This window comes from Novosphingobium sp. CCH12-A3 (assembly GCF_001556015.1).
Lineage (GTDB): Bacteria > Pseudomonadota > Alphaproteobacteria > Sphingomonadales > Sphingomonadaceae > Novosphingobium > Novosphingobium subterraneum.
Genome location: NZ_LSIA01000235.1, coordinates 74,618 through 92,585, shown reverse-complemented (window position 1 = coordinate 92,585; position 17,968 = coordinate 74,618). Strand labels below are relative to the sequence as shown.

At 61.5% G+C, this 17,968-nt stretch carries 15 protein-coding genes; 5 read left to right on the top strand and 10 right to left on the bottom strand.

Features of this window, described 5'->3' with window-relative positions; genetic code table 11:
* Positions 1-5 precede the first annotated feature (5 nt).
* The 9 genes from AX703_RS19375 to AX703_RS19335 all read right to left on the bottom strand — a co-directional run bounded on the left by AX703_RS19375 (position 6) and on the right by AX703_RS19335 (position 11,657).
* Positions 6-1,703: a sigma-54-dependent Fis family transcriptional regulator gene (locus AX703_RS19375; RefSeq protein ID WP_062346413.1), complete on the bottom strand. Its 1,698-nt coding sequence runs from the start codon at positions 1,701-1,703 to the stop codon at positions 6-8.
* 143 nt (positions 1,704-1,846) lie between these two features.
* Positions 1,847-4,393: a TonB-dependent receptor gene (locus AX703_RS19370; RefSeq protein WP_062346412.1), complete on the bottom strand. Its 2,547-nt coding sequence runs from the start codon at positions 4,391-4,393 to the stop codon at positions 1,847-1,849.
* Between the two features lie 172 nt (positions 4,394-4,565).
* Positions 4,566-6,311 (bottom strand): acyl-CoA dehydrogenase, encoded by a 1,746-nt coding sequence (locus AX703_RS19365; protein WP_062346410.1) that lies wholly within the window; start codon positions 6,309-6,311, stop codon positions 4,566-4,568.
* A 112-nt stretch (positions 6,312-6,423) separates the two neighbouring features.
* A complete protein-coding gene (dmpG, locus tag AX703_RS19360; protein ID WP_062346409.1) occupies positions 6,424-7,470 on the bottom strand; it encodes a 4-hydroxy-2-oxovalerate aldolase in 1,047 nt (348 codons plus the stop codon).
* Positions 7,470-8,390, bottom strand: a complete 921-nt coding sequence (locus AX703_RS19355) for an acetaldehyde dehydrogenase (acetylating) (protein WP_062346407.1) — start codon at positions 8,388-8,390, stop codon at positions 7,470-7,472. The genes dmpG (AX703_RS19360) and AX703_RS19355 overlap by 1 nt, the downstream gene beginning before the upstream one ends.
* Positions 8,387-8,596, bottom strand: a complete 210-nt coding sequence (locus tag AX703_RS19350; protein WP_062346406.1) for a tautomerase family protein — start codon at positions 8,594-8,596, stop codon at positions 8,387-8,389. The genes AX703_RS19355 and AX703_RS19350 overlap by 4 nt, the downstream gene beginning before the upstream one ends.
* Entirely contained in the window at positions 8,596-9,396 is an 801-nt protein-coding gene (gene dmpH / locus AX703_RS19345; RefSeq protein WP_062346404.1) for a 2-oxo-3-hexenedioate decarboxylase, read from the bottom strand. The genes AX703_RS19350 and dmpH overlap by 1 nt, the downstream gene beginning before the upstream one ends.
* Positions 9,389-10,195, bottom strand: coding sequence for a fumarylacetoacetate hydrolase family protein (locus AX703_RS19340; RefSeq protein ID WP_062346402.1), 807 nt, complete (start codon positions 10,193-10,195; stop codon positions 9,389-9,391). The genes dmpH and AX703_RS19340 overlap by 8 nt, the downstream gene beginning before the upstream one ends.
* Position 10,196: 1 nt before the next feature.
* Positions 10,197-11,657, bottom strand: a complete 1,461-nt coding sequence (locus AX703_RS19335) for a 2-hydroxymuconic semialdehyde dehydrogenase (protein ID WP_156452132.1) — start codon at positions 11,655-11,657, stop codon at positions 10,197-10,199.
* A gap of 231 nt (positions 11,658-11,888) precedes the next feature.
* Here AX703_RS19335 and AX703_RS19330 point away from each other — a divergent pair, with 231 nt between their 5' ends.
* Positions 11,889-12,824: a LysR substrate-binding domain-containing protein gene (locus AX703_RS19330; RefSeq protein WP_062346398.1), complete on the top strand. Its 936-nt coding sequence runs from the start codon at positions 11,889-11,891 to the stop codon at positions 12,822-12,824.
* A gap of 164 nt (positions 12,825-12,988) precedes the next feature.
* Here the strand turns inward: AX703_RS19330 and AX703_RS19325 are convergent, their stop codons facing one another.
* Positions 12,989-13,777: an IclR family transcriptional regulator gene (locus AX703_RS19325; protein ID WP_062346396.1), complete on the bottom strand. Its 789-nt coding sequence runs from the start codon at positions 13,775-13,777 to the stop codon at positions 12,989-12,991.
* A gap of 99 nt (positions 13,778-13,876) precedes the next feature.
* Here AX703_RS19325 and AX703_RS19320 point away from each other — a divergent pair, with 99 nt between their 5' ends.
* From AX703_RS19320 to AX703_RS19305, 4 genes are all read left to right on the top strand, one after another.
* Positions 13,877-14,662 (top strand): 2-keto-4-pentenoate hydratase, encoded by a 786-nt coding sequence (locus tag AX703_RS19320; RefSeq protein WP_062346394.1) that lies wholly within the window; start codon positions 13,877-13,879, stop codon positions 14,660-14,662.
* Positions 14,663-14,666: 4 nt separating this feature from the next.
* Positions 14,667-15,608, top strand: a complete 942-nt coding sequence (locus tag AX703_RS19315; RefSeq protein WP_062346392.1) for an acetaldehyde dehydrogenase (acetylating) — start codon at positions 14,667-14,669, stop codon at positions 15,606-15,608.
* Positions 15,605-16,627, top strand: a complete 1,023-nt coding sequence (gene dmpG, locus AX703_RS19310) for a 4-hydroxy-2-oxovalerate aldolase (protein ID WP_062346390.1) — start codon at positions 15,605-15,607, stop codon at positions 16,625-16,627. Before AX703_RS19315 ends, dmpG (AX703_RS19310) begins: the two co-directional genes overlap by 4 nt.
* A 121-nt stretch (positions 16,628-16,748) precedes the next feature.
* Positions 16,749-17,522, top strand: a complete 774-nt coding sequence (locus AX703_RS19305) for an enoyl-CoA hydratase-related protein (protein WP_062346388.1) — start codon at positions 16,749-16,751, stop codon at positions 17,520-17,522.
* Positions 17,523-17,968: the final 446 nt, after the last annotated feature.

The following is a 17,968-nucleotide window of genomic DNA, read 5'->3' as shown; positions in this document are numbered from 1 at the left end:
ACGGCCTATTCAATGCCTTGCTTGTTAAGACGATAGGTTAGCTGGCGCTTGGACAGATTGAGCATCTTTGCCGCTTCTGCCAGGTTCCCGCCTGTTTTACGAAGCGCCAGTTCGACCATCATCCGTTCGTGCGTTGCCAGATCGAACCCTTCGACCAGCATGTCCTCGAGCATCTTTTCGCACGATGCCGCCAGTTTGGGGACGAGTGCTCCGCCCCGATTCACACCGATCGCCGGTTCCTCCTCGCGGAGCAATTCGGGCGGCAGATGCTCTGTTGCGATCTTCTGCCCGTCGTCCAACAGCAGCACCGCGCGCTCGATGACGTTTTCGAGCTCGCGCACGTTACCTGGCCAATCATATCCCTCAAGCGTCCAGAGCGCGCGGTCGGTAAACCCGGGAACATGCTTACCATAGCTAGGCGAAAAGCGATCGACCAGCATGCGGGCGATAAGCCCCATATCAGCGCCCCTTTCCCTGAGCGGAGGAATGGAGACCGGATATGTTGCCAGCCGGTAGTAAAGATCCGAGCGGAACCGCCCTTCCCGAATTGCTTCCTCCAGATGCGCGTTGGTTGCCGATACGATACGAACGTCCACTTTGATCGGTCGCGTATCTCCCAACCGCTCGAGCTCTCCGGTTTGCAGCACGCGCAACAATTTCACCTGAGCCGCGAGCGGTAAATCCCCCACTTCGTCCAGGAACAATGTTCCGCCATCGGCTCGCTCAAATCGACCCGCACGGGTTTCATCGGCCCCCGTATAGGCTCCGCGCCGGACGCCGAAAAGCTCGGCTTCCACCAGATCGAGCGGGATTGCCGCGCAATTGATTGCGACGAACGGCCCGGCCGCCCGCGGGCCGTTTTCGTGAAGCCATCTGGCAAAGACTTCCTTGCCGACGCCGGTTTCTCCCAGGAGAAGCACGTTGATCGAACTCTGAGCGGCCTTGCCCAACAGCGAGAATGCCCGGATGAAGGCGGGTGAAGACCCAACGATCGATCCCTTTGCTGGCGTCAGCGGCGGGCTTTCACCCTGGCGCGCCTGTCGGCGGAGCACGCGCAGTTCCTCCTCGGCCTCCAATCGCCGGATATCACCATGCTCGAGCCATAGCTGCTCGATTGGGGTTTCCTCGCCCCACCCTTCCGCGGTCTTTCCGATCACGGTGCATTTGGCGTGCCCTGCGCATGCGCACTCCACCTCGCGGAATACTATCAGCCGCTTGAAATATTCGCTCACATAGCCCGATGCATATCCGGTAAGGCTCCAACATGCCGTAGGGTCTGCCTCATCGAGCGGTAGGCCGAGTTCGTTATGAGCTTCCGCCTCCCAACTCGACGTCCATTGGACTTCGCCTTCGAGACTGGCCGCCATCCAATCGATCGTAAGGTCGACGATGTCCGATTTGACCATGCCCTCCAGTGCATGAATCGCCGGACCCAGCCGGAACGAATCATAGTCATCAGCCTTGGTCGCCCGCTTTGCCGCTACACGGGCATCCATTTGCCCACCTCGAAATCCGAGACGCCACAAAATTCCCTTGGCACTCGAGCAGCCTAGCTGGTCGATAAGTTCCTTGCGCAGCTCACCGAGCGTCGCCGCATGCATCAGCACCATACGCGCCTGATCGAACCAGATATGTCCGTCAGCCGTCTGGAACTTCAGGCTTTCGTGAAGCCCATATTGCTCGATCAGGCGATTTTCATCCATGAGATCACGCTGGCACCCTCTCCGTGGGCATTGTTTCCGGATTCATGCCAGCAATCACACTGAGAATGAAGAGACGCGCTGCCCCGCAAACATTTCTGCAAAAAAAGGAAGGCCGCTTATGCGGCCTTCCGAGGCAGGATGGATTAGTTGGAGTAACGCAAGGTCAGGAACCATTCTCGCGGACGGCTGAACACGCCGCTGTAGACCGCTTCCGCATTCGAGAAGCCCGAGACGACGATGCGCTTGTCGGTCAGGTTTGTGACGCCAGCCTGCAGTTCGAGCCCGCTGTTCGCCATCTTATAGGTCAGCGACGCATTGAAGAAGCTGTGCGCCGGCGTGACAAGGTCGAGCGTATTGGTTTCGTCATTGTAGCTCCTGGTCGCGTAGGTCCAGTCGATACGAGGAGTGAACGAGCCAATGCCTGTTTCGAATTCGTAAGAGGTCCCGACCTGGGCGGTCCATTTTGGCGTGTTTACAAAATCCTCGTCGCCTGTGAGCGGAATGCCTGGCAGAATTTTCGTGTAGCGTGCATCGAGATAGCCGGCACTGGCGTCAAGCGACCAATGCGGCAGAAGAGCGGCATTCAGTTCGACCTCAACACCATCGATCTTGCCGTTGCCGCCGTTGGCGGTCACCGGCGAGGATCCGTTGACAAAGGTCAGCTGGATGTTCCGATAGTCGGTGTGGAACGCCGCAATGTTGAGGCGCACCCTGCGATCGAGCATGGTAGCCTTCAGGCCGATCTCCGCGGTCTTGGCCTTTTCAGGTCCAAACGTGGGGGCAGCAAGCGGCTGAAGGGTCGTCGTGTCGAACAAAGGCCCGGTCAGGCGCGTCGTCCAGCCTCCCGCCTTGAATGCGGTCGCGTAAGACACATAGGCCATGATGTCCCTGTCGAAGTGGTATTCTGCGCCGACGCGATAGGAGAAGTTGTCGAACTTCTGCTTGTTCCGCCCCAGCGGATAGAGCCACGTGGGATCAGTCGGATCGGCAAGAACCGACGGTGGCAGCGCCATCAACCGGTAGACAAAGCTGTTCTCGTCCTGCTGCGTGCCCTCGAACCACTTGTCTTCGTGCGTGTAGCGCGCCCCGATCGTGATCCCCAGGCGATCAGGGATCAGCTCGATGTTGTTGTGGGTATAGATCGCATAGGACTTGGTGTCGTAGCGGTCGTTCGGCGAGCTGATCTGCAACAGGCCGCCGGGAAATGTCACGCCTTCGACATGCTTGCCGCTCTCGTGGAAGAAATAGCCGCCGAACACATATTTCCACCGGCCGCCGAAGCCGTTACCGATAAGCTGGAGCTCCTGGGTGAACTGCTGCTCGCTATCGCCGAAGGTAGGCTGGAAGCTGCCCGACGGGTCGCCGCCGACATCGGCGCCAAAGCGCGAGTCCAGCTTGCGATAGGCCGTGATCGACTTCAACTGAATGTTGTCTGCGACATCGTATTCGATCTGGCCGTTGAAACCCCAATTTTCCACGATGTTGAAGTTGGCGCCGGCGGCATAGGATCGATCCGGATCGATGCTCCCATCGGCCTTGCGAACGACATAACGGTTATCGTAGGGAAGGTGCTGCCCAGCCTGGCTTGCCAGAGACGGCTGCGTGCCGGTCGGCGAGCCCGCGTTCCCGCGAACACCATTGCAGATGTTGGAAAGGCCCGGCAATCCGGCCAACGCCGAAACGCCGTCGATCACCGCCTGATTCCCGGTGATGCAGGTATTATAGACGGCGACGTAGGCGTTTTGCTCGACGCGCAGCAGCGAGAACGGTGCCGCCTGCTCGTCGACCTTCAAATAATCGCCGATAAGCCGAACCTTGAGGTTGTCCGTTGGCGTCCAGACCAGCTTACCGCGCACGGCCGTCTGGTTCTGATTGCCCGAGCGGTTGGGCCTCTTCTGGCTCGTGATCGGGTAGAGATCGCCCTCGAACGAATTCGTGTTGGTCGGCCCCCCAAAGGCCCCGCCGGTGGCAAGCAGATAGATAGGGTTCTGGTCGGTATAGCCGGTGTAAGGAATGCGCCTTTGGTAGCCATCGCGATGCTTGGTCGAGAGGGCTATGCTCGCAACCAGGCGGTCTTCAACGAGCGGAATGTCGATCGAGCCCCGGAAATCGATGCGGCTGAAGCGGCCGGTGGTGACTTCCGCCTTATACTTCAGCTCGTTCCCCGGGTCGCGGGTGACAATGCTGAGAGCGCCGCCCATCGTATTGCGTCCGAACAGCGTGCCCTGCGGGCCTTTGAGAACCTCGATGCGCTGCAGGTCGAGCAGATCGGCGTTCGCACCGATATTGCGAGCAAGATAGACGCCGTCGATGTACACGCCCACGCCCGGCTCGAGGTTGAATGCGAAGTCGTTCTGGCCGATACCGCGAATGTAGGAAATGAGGACAGAGCTCGAACCTCCGAACTGGGCCGTGCTGCGCAGCGTCACGTTCGGCGCCTGTCCGGCGAGACTGGCGACATCGGTAATGCCCTTCGCCGTCAACATGTCGCCCGAGACCGCGGTAATGGCGACCGGAACGTTTTGTACGTTCTCGGCGCGCTTCTGTGCGGTGACCACGATCTCCTGCAACCCGCCTTCGGTTTGCGCTTCCTCGGGTTGCGGAGCGGTCGCCTCCTGCGCAAACACCGGCGAGGCGCTTGCCGTGACGATTGCGATTGCAGAAATTCCGAGGTGCAGATAATTCGTCATAATCCCCTCCCTGTATGGGCACGCTTTGGGAGAGGTCTCGGACAAGAGCCGAACGGGTTAGGTTTGCCTCTCCCAAGGCGGTGACACTCCAATCCTTGGAAAGGTCGTTAGTCAGCGCAGGAGATACTATCCAATACCATTTTGGCGGCGCCGTGATGCTCCATCCGTATCGCTATGCGCTCGCGAGCGCACGTGTTGTGAGGGTATAAAGACCGACGGCCCCGGCCATCGCAGCTGATCTACGCCCGAGCGCCTCCGGAACGATCCGATCGAGAAAGAAACGTGTTGTGGCCGCTTTTGCGCTGAGCCATTCTTGGCTCGTCGGTCCGCCAAGATTGGCTTCTACAGCCTTCGCCTGCCGTCGCATGAGCCAACCCGCGGCAGCTACGGCCAGCATCGTCAGGAAATCATGGCTTCCAGCCAATCGATCGTCCACCGGCCGCTCGTTGAGCCAGGCGAAGACTTCGCCACATGCCTGCGCCAGAGCATCGAGCGCAGGCTCATCACCGCATTCGGCAAGGATATCGTCAATCAGATCGCGGATCGCCGCGCCATCGGCCATCGCGAGCTTGCGTCCAACGAGATCTGCAGCCTGAATGCCGTTGGTGCCCTCATAGATCGGAGCAATGCGCGCATCGCGAAAATGCTGGGCGGCGCCCGTTTCCTCGATAAACCCCATGCCGCCATGCACCTGGATGCCGAGGCTGGCGACCTCGCAGCCAACATCGCTAGCCCAGGATTTCGCCAGAGGCGTCAGGACCTCGGCGCGTTGCGCCGCCTTGCGGTCGCCCATCGAAGCCATATCGATCGCGCCGGCACATGCATAGGTTAACGCGCGCGCCGCTTGCGTCAGCGATTTCATCCGGAGCAGCATGCGCCGGACATCTGGGTGCTCGATGATCGCTACCGGGCCCGATGCCGGATCGCTCGCGCGCACTGACTGGATACGCTGCTGGGCATAGGTGAGTGCTTGCTGCGTTGCTCGATCGGCGATCTGCACACCCTGATTGCCGACCAGCAAACGCGCGTTGTTCATCATCACGAACATCGCCCGCATACCTCCACCGAGTTCGCCGACGAGTTCGCCAAGGCATTCCTCTTCGTCCTCGCCGTAAGCCATCACACAGGTCGGGGAACTGTGAATGCCGAGCTTGTGCTCGATGGAAACGCAACGAACGCCGTTGGGAATGGTCGGCCGCCCCTGACCGTCGAGCCGCAGCTTCGGGACGATGAACAGTGAAATCCCCCGCGTGCCCGAAGGGGCATCGCTCGTGCGCGCCAGCACGAGATGGACGACATTTTCAACGAGGTCGCATTCGCCGAATGTGATAAAGATCTTCTGGCCGCGAATGCGCCACTGCCCTTCGTATCCAGCTGGTTCAGCACGAGTCTTCAGAGCTCCGATATCACTGCCAGCCAAGGACTCCGTGAGATTCATAGTACCGTTCCAACGACCGCTTACGAGATTGGGAAGCCAGACTTTCTTCTGATTGTCAGACGCATAGGCTTCGATGGCGTGGATCGCACCGAACGAAAGAAGATGGATCAGGCCGAAACCCATATTGGCCGTGCCGAGCGACTCTAAGGCCGCAACGGCCAACGAAAAGGGCAACCCCATCCCACCATGCTCCGGCGAAGCGGCAATGCCGCCCCAGCCGCCTTCGACGAACGAACGATAGGCCGTATGAAAGACTGCCGGCATCTCCACGCGCCCATCGATCCAGCGCGGTCTGGCCGTATCGCCCACGCGATTGGTCGGAGCATATTCCCTAGCCGCCAGCTCGCCGATGCCGCGCAGGATGGCTTCGATGATCTCCGGCGACGCCTCTGCGAAACGTTCCTGCCCTGCAATCTGCGCAAGGCCGGCGGCATGCTCGAGCGCGAAGATCTGTTCGGCTACAGGAGGGAAGAAATCCATGCGGCACTCCTTGGTCGATTTGCATGGCCCGTGCGGCAAGCTCGTGACAAAACCCGCCCGCCGCCGGGAGAGAGGGCGGCGGACGGGTCGGCAGGCCGGCTTTCCGCTTTGATTATGCGGGGATGAGGCCCTGCTCCTTGGCCATGGTGAGCGCTGTGTCCTCGATCATGTCTTCCTGTCCCCCGATCATTTTCTTGCGGGCAAGCTCGAGCAGCAGATCGCGTGCGGAAATCCCGTATTTCCTGTGTGCTTCCTTCGCCTGGTAGAGGAAGGTCGAATAGACGCCGGCATAGCCCAGCGTGATCGAATCCCGGTCTGCGCGCGGAGGTTTGGGCATGATCGGGAGGACGCGATCTTCCGCCACGTCCATCAGCTTGAAGGTATCCACTCCGGTCTCAACGCCCAGGCGATCGCACACGGCAGCGAACAGTTCCAGCGGCGTGTTGCCCGCGCCCGCACCGAGCCCGGCGGCCGAACCGTCGATGCGATCGGCGCCGGCCGCGACCGCGGCAAGCGAGTTTGCTACGCCCATGCCGAGATTGTGGTGACCATGAAAGCCAATCTCGGTTTCCGGCTTCAATGCCGTGCGCAGCGCGGCAATGCGTTCAGTCACTTCGTCGGGCAGCATATAGCCGGCGCTGTCGACGCAATAGACGGTCTGGGCGCCGTAGCTTTCCATCAGCAGACCCTGTTCGACCATGTTCGCGGTCGGGGACATATGCGCCATCATCAGAAAGCCGACGGTATCCATGCCGAGTTTCAGCCCGAGGCCGATATGCTGCTCGGTCACGTCCGCCTCGGTGCAATGCGAGGCGACGTGAACGCATTTCGCGCCGCAGTCCGCCGCCATGCGCAGCTCGTCGAGCGTGCCGATCCCCGGCACGTGCAGCACCGAAACCTTGGCGTTCTTCATGCGCGACGCCACCGCGGTGATATATTCCTTGTCGCTATGCAGACCCCGCCCGTAGTTGAGGGAGGAACCGCCAAGACCGTCTCCGTGGGTGACCTGCAGCAACGGCACGCCCGCCTCGTCGAGTCCGGTGGCGATGTCGATCATCTGTTCGACAGTCATCTGATGCCGCATCGAATGCATGCCGTCCCGTAGGCACATATCATGCATCTTGACCTTGCGGCCCCGAATTTGCGCTTCGAGTGTCATTATGCGGCCTCCTCAACGGTGGGCTTGAGTTCCAGCGTGCCGTCCAGGATCTCGCGCGCGAACATCTCAGCTGTGCGCGCGCCGGCGGCGGTCATGATATCGAGATTGCCGGCATATTTGGGCAGGTAATCGCCCAATCCTTCCACCTCGAGGAAGATCGAGACCTTGCGACCTTCGAAGGTTGGGCCGTTCTTCAGGCGGTAACCGGGCACGTACTTCTGCACTTCGGCGATCATGTCGTGGACCGAGCGCGTGATCGCCTCCTGATCGGGATCCTCCGCCGTCTCGCAATAGACGGTATCGCGCATCATCAACGGCGGCTCGGCCGGATTGACGACGACGATCGCCTTGCCAACCTTTGCGCCTCCGACCTTGGCCACGGCGCCCGACGTCGTGCGGGTGAATTCATCAATGTTCTTGCGCGTGCCGGGACCGATCGACTTGGAGGCGACGGTCGCGACGATTTCAGCGTAATCCACGGGCTGAACGCGGCTAACGGCACTCACCATCGGGATCGTCGCCTGCCCGGCGCAGGTCACCATATTGACGTTCATCACGGCCTGATCCGCAAGCGTGGCCAGATTGACCGGTGGGACGCAGAGCGGTCCGACCGCGGCAGGCGTCAGGTCGATCATGAGCACGCCGAGTGCATTGAGCTTGCGGCTGTTTTCCGGGTGCACATATGCCGATGTTGCGTCGAACGCGATTTGCACCTTGTCCTCGACGACATGGGGCAAAAGCCCGTCCACCCCGTCTGCGGTGGTCTTGAGACCGAGTTCTCTGGCGCGGGCGAGACCATCAGAGGTCGGGTCGACGCCGACCATCCACACCGGTTCCAGTATATCCGATCGCCGGAGCTTGTAGAGAAGGTCGGTCCCGATATTCCCGGGGCCAATGATCGCACACTTGATTTTCGTCATTTGCTTGCTCCCGCAAGTGATGCCTGCTCGGCGAACGTGACGCCGGCAACGGCATAGTTATCGATAGGTACTTCATTGAGGATGACGCGCACCTGGTCTGGGCGGACATCGAAAGCGATTACCGTGGCGTCGGTCAGTGCCTTGATCAGCGCACGGCGCTTCTCGACCGGGCGTCCCTCGGCGATTGTGACGGATATGATCGGCATCAGGCGGCGTCCTTCTGGCCCATGCGGAAGCTCACGGTGCCCAGATCCTGGAACCGCGCGGAAATGAAGTCTCCCGGCGCGACAGCCACGGCCTCGGTCGCGCCGCCCGTCAGCACGATCGCTCCAGCGGGCAAGGTGCGGCCGCGTTCATGGAGCCATGCCACCAGCATTTGAATCGCGCGAACAGGGTGACCGAGCACGGCGGCGGAGGAGGCGGTGGCAACGACTTCACCATTCTTCTCGAAAACGATCCCGATCGTATCGAGCGACAATTCCTGGGGCCGGCGGGCACGCCCTCCCATCACGAACCGGGCCGACGAGCCGTTGTCGGCTACCACGCTGACGAGGTCGAACTTGAACTTCTTAAACCGGCTGTCGATGATCTCGACCGCCGGTTGCACGAAGTCGGTGGCGGCGATAATCGTTTCGATCGAAACGTCCGGCCCGGACAGATCGTCCTTCATCACGAAAGCGATTTCCGCTTCCACACGGGGATGGATCAGCGTGTCCATCGGCACCACGCCCATGTCGGGATCGAGCGTATCGTTCATCAATATGCCGAAGCTCGGGACATGGACGCCCATCTGTTCCATCTTGGCCTTTGAGGTGAGGCCTGCCTTCATCCCGGCAAGCTTGCGTCCTCGTGCCTGCCAGCGCCGGAGCAGTTCGTCCTGCACCGCATAGCTGTCCTCGAGCGTCATCTCAGGATAAGCGTCGGTGAATTTCTGGATCGTATAAGCGCCGTCCTGCGCCCCGACGACGATATCGGCGATCGCGTGGATAGTAGCGGTATCAAGCATTCCGGCCTCCTCGGGCAAACGAAAGCGAACAACTGCCGAGGCCGCCGATACGCACCGACAGGCGATCGCCATCGGCAATGCGGATCATCGGACCGAGCGATCCCGACAGGATCGCTTCCCCTGCCCGGAACGGGATCCCGAGGCGCCCCAGGGTATTCGCGAGCCAGGCGACCGAATTGAGTGGAGAGCCCTGCACCGCCGCACCGACTCCGGTGGCGGCAAGCTCGCCATTGCGGTCGAGAACCATCCCCGCGAGCGTGAGATCGACGTCGCGCGGATCGAACCGTTCGCGCCCCAGCGCATAGATCCCGCACGAGGCGTTGTCGGCGACCGTATCCTGAATGCGGATATCCCAGTCGTTGATCCGGCTGTCGACGATCTCGAAGCACGCTGTGACATAGTCGGTGGCGCGCACGACATCGGTGGCGGTGACGCCGGGGCCGACGAGGTCATGTTTGAGGACAAAGGCAATTTCGCCTTCCGCCTGGGGTTGGATCAGCGTGTCGAGATCGATTGCGGCACCATCTTCGACCACCATCGCCGAGGTCAGTTGCCCGAAGTCGGGCTCGAACACGCCGATGGCCTGCTGCACCGCTTTGGAGGTGACGCCGATCTTCTTGCCGACGATTGTTTCCCCCGCTGCAAGCCGGCGCGAAATCATCCGTTCCTGCACGCGGTAGCCATCGACGATGTCCATCCCCGGATTGCGGTCGCGCAGGTTGGGGACAGTCCGATTTTCGGACAGGGCTTCGAATAATTCGTCGCCGAGCCGTTCGATTGTGTTGATTTCAAGAGCCATGTCAGAGCTTCACACAAATGTTGCGCAGTTCGCTGTAGAATTCGAGGCTGTGAATCCCGCCTTCGCGGCCAATACCCGACTGCTTGGTGCCGCCGAACGGCGTGCGCAGATCGCGCAGGAACCACGAATTCACCCAGGTGACACCCACATCTATCGCCGCGGCCATGCGGTGGGCACGTGAGAGATTCTGGGTCCAGATGGTGGAGGACAGCCCATAGAGAGTGTCATTGGCGAGGCCGATCACTTCCTTCTCGGTATCGAACGGACGAACGTGACAACAGGGCCCGAAGATCTCTTCCTGTATGACGGGGTGATCGTCCGGCAGACCTGTCCAGATCGTCGGTTCTATCCATGAACCGCTGCTGAGTTCCGCTGGCAGCTCGGGCACTCCGCCGCCGGAGACAATGACGGCGCCATCTGCCTCCGCCCTGCGATAGTAGCTGAGAACCTTCTTCCTATGCTCGCTTGAGATCAGCGGACCAAAGCTGGTGGCGGCGCCCTCTGGATGACCGGGCTTTAGGCCTTTCACTCTTTCGGCAAGTGCGCTGACGAAGCGGTCGAACAGGGGCCGCTCGACGAACACCCGCTCCGTCCCAAGGCAAACCTGGCCGGTGTTGAGGAACACCGAGCGCATGAGGCCTTCGAGGACCGCATCGAGATCCGCATCGGCGAAGATGATGGCGCTATTCTTGCCGCCGAGCTCGAACGACACGTCCCGCACGCCGCGCGCCGCGGCCTGCATGATCGCCGTACCTGTGCGCGTTTCACCCGTGAAGGTAATCGCATCGACATCCTGATGCTCGGTCAGATAGGCGCCAGCGGAATCGGGACCGAAGCCGTGCACCACGTTGTAGACGCCATTTGGCACCCCGGCCTCGTTCATCACCTCGCCGAGGAGCGTTGCCGTGGACGGGGTTTCCTCCGATGGCTTCACCACCACGGTGTTGCCGCAAGCAAGCGCTGGCGCGACTTTCCAGGTCATCAGCAGAAACGGTGCGTTCCAGGGGCTGATCACGCCGATAACGCCCTTGGGCTTGCGGATCGCGTAGTTAAGCGCCCCTCGCCCGTCCGGCGTTTCGGTGTGGAAGCATTCCGTCGAAACCGCCTTCACCAGATCGGCGAAAGCGTTGAAGTTTGCCGCGCCACGGGGAACGAATGCGTGACGCATGGCCGAAATCGGTTGGCCAGTGTCGTTCATCTCGGCGCTGACAAAATCGTCGAACCGTTTTGTGATGCCGGCCGCGATCGCGCGCATCAGGTCAGCCCGGTCGTCGACGGAGACCTTTGCCCAAGGACCATGCAATGCGGCACGCGCGGCACCGACGGCAGCATCGATCTCCTCGCGTCCACCCTCGCACACGTCGAAAATGTGTCGGCCATCATATGGTCGATACTTCGGAAACGTCCTGCCATTTGTGGAGGCGCGATATGTGCCATCGATAAAATGCCGGATTTCCGGCAATGCGTCGCGCGCATCGCTGGTTGCAACAGGGTCGCTCAAGGTCATCCTCCGCATACGCTCGCACATTGCACCCATCGCAGCGCGCCAGCCACGTCACCGAGCTAAAGCCGCACGATGATGCGGTCCAATACTGTTTCCGCGTTTTTGGGATACCCCATCCGTATCACGCAGCTTCCAACGATACGCTGCTTGCGCTATTGGTGCGACGAGACAAATCGAAGGGGCGTGCCAATGGTACGATATTCATCATCCATCGACATGCGTCATATGCGGTATTTCGTAGCGGTGGTCACTCACCATAGCTTTCGCCGCGCGGCCGCAGAACTGAACGTCTCTCAACCGCCGCTTACCCGGCAGATCCAGCAACTCGAAGAGATCCTCGGCGTTCGCCTGCTTGAGCGGAACAGCCGTGGCATTACACTCACCGCTGCCGGCGAATCCTTTTATGCCGATGCGCGCAATATTCTCGCCCTGGTCGATCAAGGGGCGACGCGGGCAAACGCAATCGGCCAAGGCCAGATGGGGCGAATCGACGTGGGCGTTTTCGGGTCGGCGATCTTTGACGTCATCCCCCGTATCGTTCTGGCATTTCGCGAACAGTTCCCTGACGTCGAGGTCTCGCTCCACACCATGTCGCGGGAAGAGCAGGTCAAAGCCTTGATCGAACGTCGCATCGATGTCGGGTTCAACCGCTTCTTCAACGATTATCCAGGGTTGTTCTGGCAGACAATCGCGAGTCAGAGGATGCTTGCTGCGATCCCCACCGAACACCCGTTGGCTGCGCGGGCGTCGCTCTCATTGAGCGATTTGAACCAGCAACCCATCATATTCTACCCTCCAATCGAACGACCCGGCGGATTCAGCAATTTCCTGCTCCGCATGCTTCACGAGCGGAGCGTGTCGGTGCATATAGCCCAGAATGTCGAAGACGTGATCACGGCAATCTCCTTGGTCTCAAGCGGATTGGGCATAGCGCTTGGCGTGGACTCGGTTCGCAATCTCAACATCCCTGGTGTCACCTATGTATCGTTCGATGAACAGGATGCCGCAACATTTGACCTGTGCCTGATCCACCGCGCAGATGATCATATGCCCATGCTCGAAGAATTCGTCAGAACGGCCAGGGCCGTGGGTCAAGGGACCGCGGAAACATCTAAACTGTCATAGTCCTGTCTGTACAATAAGCATCCCAGGCACAAACAACTGCCGTCGCATGATGGCATTTCTCGTGCTATATTCCTCGGGCGCGTCTCCTTGCTCTCCAAGGAGTGAAAGCGAATAGGTGCGGTCAAATTAGCGGCGGATGCCTGGACGGGATCAGGAGGCGTGCTTCACGCCTGGAGAAGTAATTTTCCAGGATCACTGCCGTGAATTGCAGCTTCAATGAGGCGGGCCGCTTCTTCCAACAAAACAAGAATGCGCGCCTCGCCTTTCCCTACCCATCCCGGCACCCCGCGAGAAACAGAAATTGCCGCGGAAATCCGACCATCAGATCCCTTGATCGGTACCGCAATGCAGGCGAGGCCCTTGGCGATCTCCTCATCGTCGCGCGCAAAGCCCTGCGCGCGCACGCGCATCAACTCTTCGCGCAATTGGTCCGGATCGGTGATCGTGTTTGCAGTCAGGGCCGGGAACGGTCCGGTCGCAAGATAGGCCTCGCGTTCGGCTTCGGGCAGATTGGCCAACAGGATCTTGCCGATGCCGGTGCAATAGGCTTCCAGTTGCAAGCCCACCTTGGTGAAGAGGTCCCCTGCCCCCTGCCCGGTCTTGAGACGGTAGGTCACCATATCGTTTTCCAGCGTGCCGAGCTGGACCACGCAGCCCACCTTCGCCGCAAGGCGGTGGAGCATCGGCGCGGCGGCAGCGACGATCACCTGTTTCTCATCCGCCATTGGCAGCAGGGCCAGCAGGCGGGGCCCCGGCCCCAGCCGTCCGCCGGGCAGACGCACCAGGAACCGTTCGGCTACCAGCGTCGCTACCTGCCGATGCGCGGTGGCGCGGGGAAACCCGATGTCCGCACCAATGGCAGCCACGCTGCGCCCCTCCCGGTCCGCCAGTACCGCTTCGAGCATGGCGAGACTGCGGCCCAGGGCGGCGATGGGAGGTGTTCCCTGGCTCATGCGAAGCGTCTCATGATATGAGACAATAGCACTCCGACGCTCTGGCTCCAAGGTCAACAACACAATATTGGGCATTGGAGACGAAGAGAGGACCTTCGAATGAGCACCCCTTCCCATGAAGATCTCGCGATCCGCCTGCGCGAGGCCTATACCTCGGGCGCTGTACCGCCGATGCGCGACGGGCTCGATCCCGTCGATGCAGCCGGCGCTTATGCTGTCCAGGAAATCAACACCCGTTTCTGGCAGGCGCAGGGCCGGCGTATCGTCGGGCGCAAGGCGGGGCTGACGGCCAAGGCCGTGCAGACCCAGCTCGGCGTCGACCAGCCCGACTTCGGCGCGCTGTTCGACGACATGCGCGTGGCCGATGGCGGTGCGCTCGATCCCGCCAAGTGCATCCAGCCCAAGGCGGAGGCCGAGATCGCCTTCGTGCTGGCGGCCGACCTGCCCTCGGCAGAGACGACGCCCGAGGAAGTCGCGGCCGCCGTCGCCACCGTCCATGCCGCGATCGAGATCGTGGACAGCCGCATCGCCGACTGGAAGATCACATTCGCCGATACCGTGGCCGACAACGGCTCCTCGGCCTTCTTCGTACTCGCCGGCGAAGGAAAACCACTCCAGGGGCTCGATCTGTGGACCGCGGGGATGGTCATGCAGATCAATGGCGAGACGGTTTCTCTGGGCGCGGGCGCGGCGGCGCTCGGCCACCCGCTCAATGCCGCGGCCTGGCTTGCCCGGACCCTCGCCGCGCGCGGCGAACCGCTAAGGGCGGGCGATATCCTTCTGGCGGGAGCACTTGGCCCGATGGCGGCGATGAAGCCGGGCGACAAGGTTGAGGCCTTCGTCGGCGGCATCGGTACCTGTTCCTTCACTTACGCAAAGGCCTGACATCATGGGCAAGACCAAAATAGCGATCATCGGCTCGGGCAACATCGGCACCGACCTGATGATCAAGATCATGCGCCTGTCGAACGTGCTGGAAATGGGCGCCTTCGTCGGCATCGACCCGGAAAGCGACGGGCTGAAGCGCGCGGCGCGCATGGGCGTTCCGATCACCGCCGAAGGCATCGACGGCCTGGTTCGGATGCCCGAATTCGCGGACATCAAGATCGTGTTCGACGCCACCAGTGCGGGCGCGCACAAGCACAACAACGCGCTGCTGCAGGCGCATGGCAAGCGCGTGGTGGACCTTACCCCCGCCGCCATCGGCCCCTACACCATCCCGCCGGTGAACGGCGAGGCGAACCTCGATGCCACCAATGTGAACATGGTCACTTGCGGCGGCCAGGCGACGATCCCCATCGTCGCCGCGGTCAGCCGCGTCGCCAAGGTGCATTATGGCGAGATCGTGGCCTCGATCAGCTCGAAGAGCGCCGGCCCTGGCACACGCGCCAATATCGACGAGTTCACCGAGACTACCAGCCAGGCCATCGTCGATGTCGGCGGCGCCACGCGCGGCAAGGCGATCATCATCCTCAACCCGGCCGAACCGCCGCTGATCATGCGCGATACGGTCTATTGCCTGTGCGAGGAGACCGACCACGATACGATCCGCAAGAGCATCGAGGACATGGTTGCCGAAGTACAGGCCTATGTCCCCGGCTATCGCCTGAAGCAGGCCGTGCAGTTCGAGAGCATCGGCGGCAACCGGCCGCTGCGGATTCCGGAAATGGACGGCAGCTTCACCGGCTTGAAGGTCTCCGTCTTTCTCGAGGTGGAAGGCGCGGCGCACTACCTTCCCGCCTATGCCGGCAACCTCGACATCATGACCTCGGCCGCGCTCAAGACCGCCGAGAAGATCGCCCAACGCCATTTCGCGGGAGTTGCCGCATGACCTTCGATCCGATCACGCAAAAGCTGTACATCCAGGACGTCACCCTGCGCGACGGCATGCACGCCATTCGCCATCAATATGGGCTGGATCATGTGCAGGCCATCGCCCGCGCGCTCGATGCCGCCAAGGTCGACGCAATCGAAGTCGCCCATGGTGACGGATTGCAGGGTTCCAGCTTCAACTACGGCTTTGGCGCCTATACGGACTGGGACTGGATCGGCGCGGTCGCCGAGGTGTTGGAGCATAGCGTTCTGACCACGCTGCTGCTGCCGGGTATCGGCACCGTGCACGATCTCAAGCACGCCTGCGAGATGGGCGTGAAGTCTGTCCGTATCGCCACGCATTGCACGGAGGCAGACGTTTCCAGGCAGCACATCGAGGCTGCGCGGGGTCTTGGCATGGATGTCTCCGGCTTCCTGATGATGAGCCATATGACCAGCCCCGAGGCCTTGGCCGCGCAGGCAAAGCTGATGGAAGACTATGGCGCGCATTGCGTCTATGTCACCGACAGTGGCGGCGCGTTGAGCATGGATGAATATGCCGCGCGCCTGCAAGCCTATGACCGGGTGTTGAAACCGGAGACGCAGCGCGGCGTCCACGCCCATCACAATCTCTCGCTCGGCGTCGCCAACTCGATCGTTGCCGTGCAGAACGGCGCGGTGCGTGTCGATGCCTCGCTCGCGGGGATGGGAGCGGGGGCTGGCAATGCTCCGCTCGAAGTGTTCATCGCGGCGGCTGACCGCATGGGGTGGAACCACGGCTGCGACCTTTACGCCCTGATGGACGCAGCCGAAGAGCTCGTTCGCCCGTTGCAGGATCGCCCGGTGCGCGTTGACCGCGAGACGCTCACGCTCGGCTACGCCGGCGTCTATTCGAGCTTCCTGCGTCACGCCGAGAAAGCAGCCGCGGACTATGGTCTCGACACTCGCGCCATTCTTGCCGAAGTCGGCCGCCGCAAGATGGTCGGTGGGCAGGAAGATATGATCGTCGATGTTGCGCTCGATCTGCTGAAAGATTGAGCCAAACATTGACCCGCCTGGCGCCACACGCCGCGCGACCTTGACGTAAACGAAAGCGCCGGGCGAGATCTCGATCCGATCCGCCCGAAGCGCTTGCCAGACCAGGACATGAGGATCGGATATGACGCAAGACATCCGCACCACGATCGTCGATGGCGTATTGGAGATCCTGTTCGATCGGCCGGCGAAGAAGAACGCGCTGTCGGATGCCATGTATCTCGCCTTCGCCGATGCCCTGCTCCATGCAGAGGCTGAGAAAAGCGTAAAGGCTGTGCTGATCTGCGGGGCGGGCGACGATTTCTGCGCTGGCAACGACCTTGTCGATTTCGCGCGGGCGCGCGAGCATCGCGGCGGGCTCGACGAGCTTCCCGTCGGCCGCGTGCTACGTGCGCTCGCAGCCACGACCAAGCCGGTCGTCGCCGCCGTACAGGGTAAGGCGATCGGCATCGGCACGACGATGCTGCTCCATTGCGATCTCGTGTTCGTCGCGCCCGATGCGCGCCTTTCCGCGCCGTTCGTGAATCTCGCGCTGGTCCCCGAGGCCGCTTCGTCGCTGCTCCTGCCGATACGGATCGGCCATGTCCGCGCCTTCGAGTTGTTCGTGCTGGGAGCCGCGCTGTCAGGCGAGGAAGCGGTAGCGCTGGGCCTTGCCAACCGCGCGGTTCCCGCCGACGGGGTGGCGCAGGCCGCGCGCGAGGCGGCCTTGGCGCTCGCGGCAAAGCCAGCCGGCGCGGTCGCGGCTACCAAGCAGCTAATGCGCGAGGTGGAGGCTATCCAGCAGCGCATTGACGCGGAAAGCGCCGCCTTCGGTGAGCGGCTGGTGAGCGCCGAGGCGCAAGAGGTGTTCGCCGCCTTCATCGAGAAGCGCCCGCCCGATTTCAGTCGGATCGGCTGACGCCGGGGCGCCCACAGGGCCGCCAGGACACGGCTGAAGCGCGACTTCTGAGGCAGATTTTCTCCGGCCGCCAACGGCGGTGTTCAGCTCGCTATCGCCTGACCCAGCGTTTTTCACCGGTTGGTTTTGCCCACAATCCTGTGATCGAGGCCGGTCAAGGCGTGGCAGAAATCGACGGGGGCTGACCAACAAGGGCTGCTCCGCAGGGGGCCTTCCAGCTCCGATCATTCGCGCCGCGCCGCAGATGCCGGACGATCGCTTCAGTATCCGACCGCACGATTAGCGCGACACGCGCCTCACGACTCAGCGCCGCCGTGACGCCTCGCTTAGCTGTTGGATCATAAATATTGATATTTTCCAAAAAAGGAATATCCATATTTCCCGACTCGGATGGGAACACGAAAGGGCAGCTTCGAGCGAGATAAACATGCTGGTCAAACGGAACG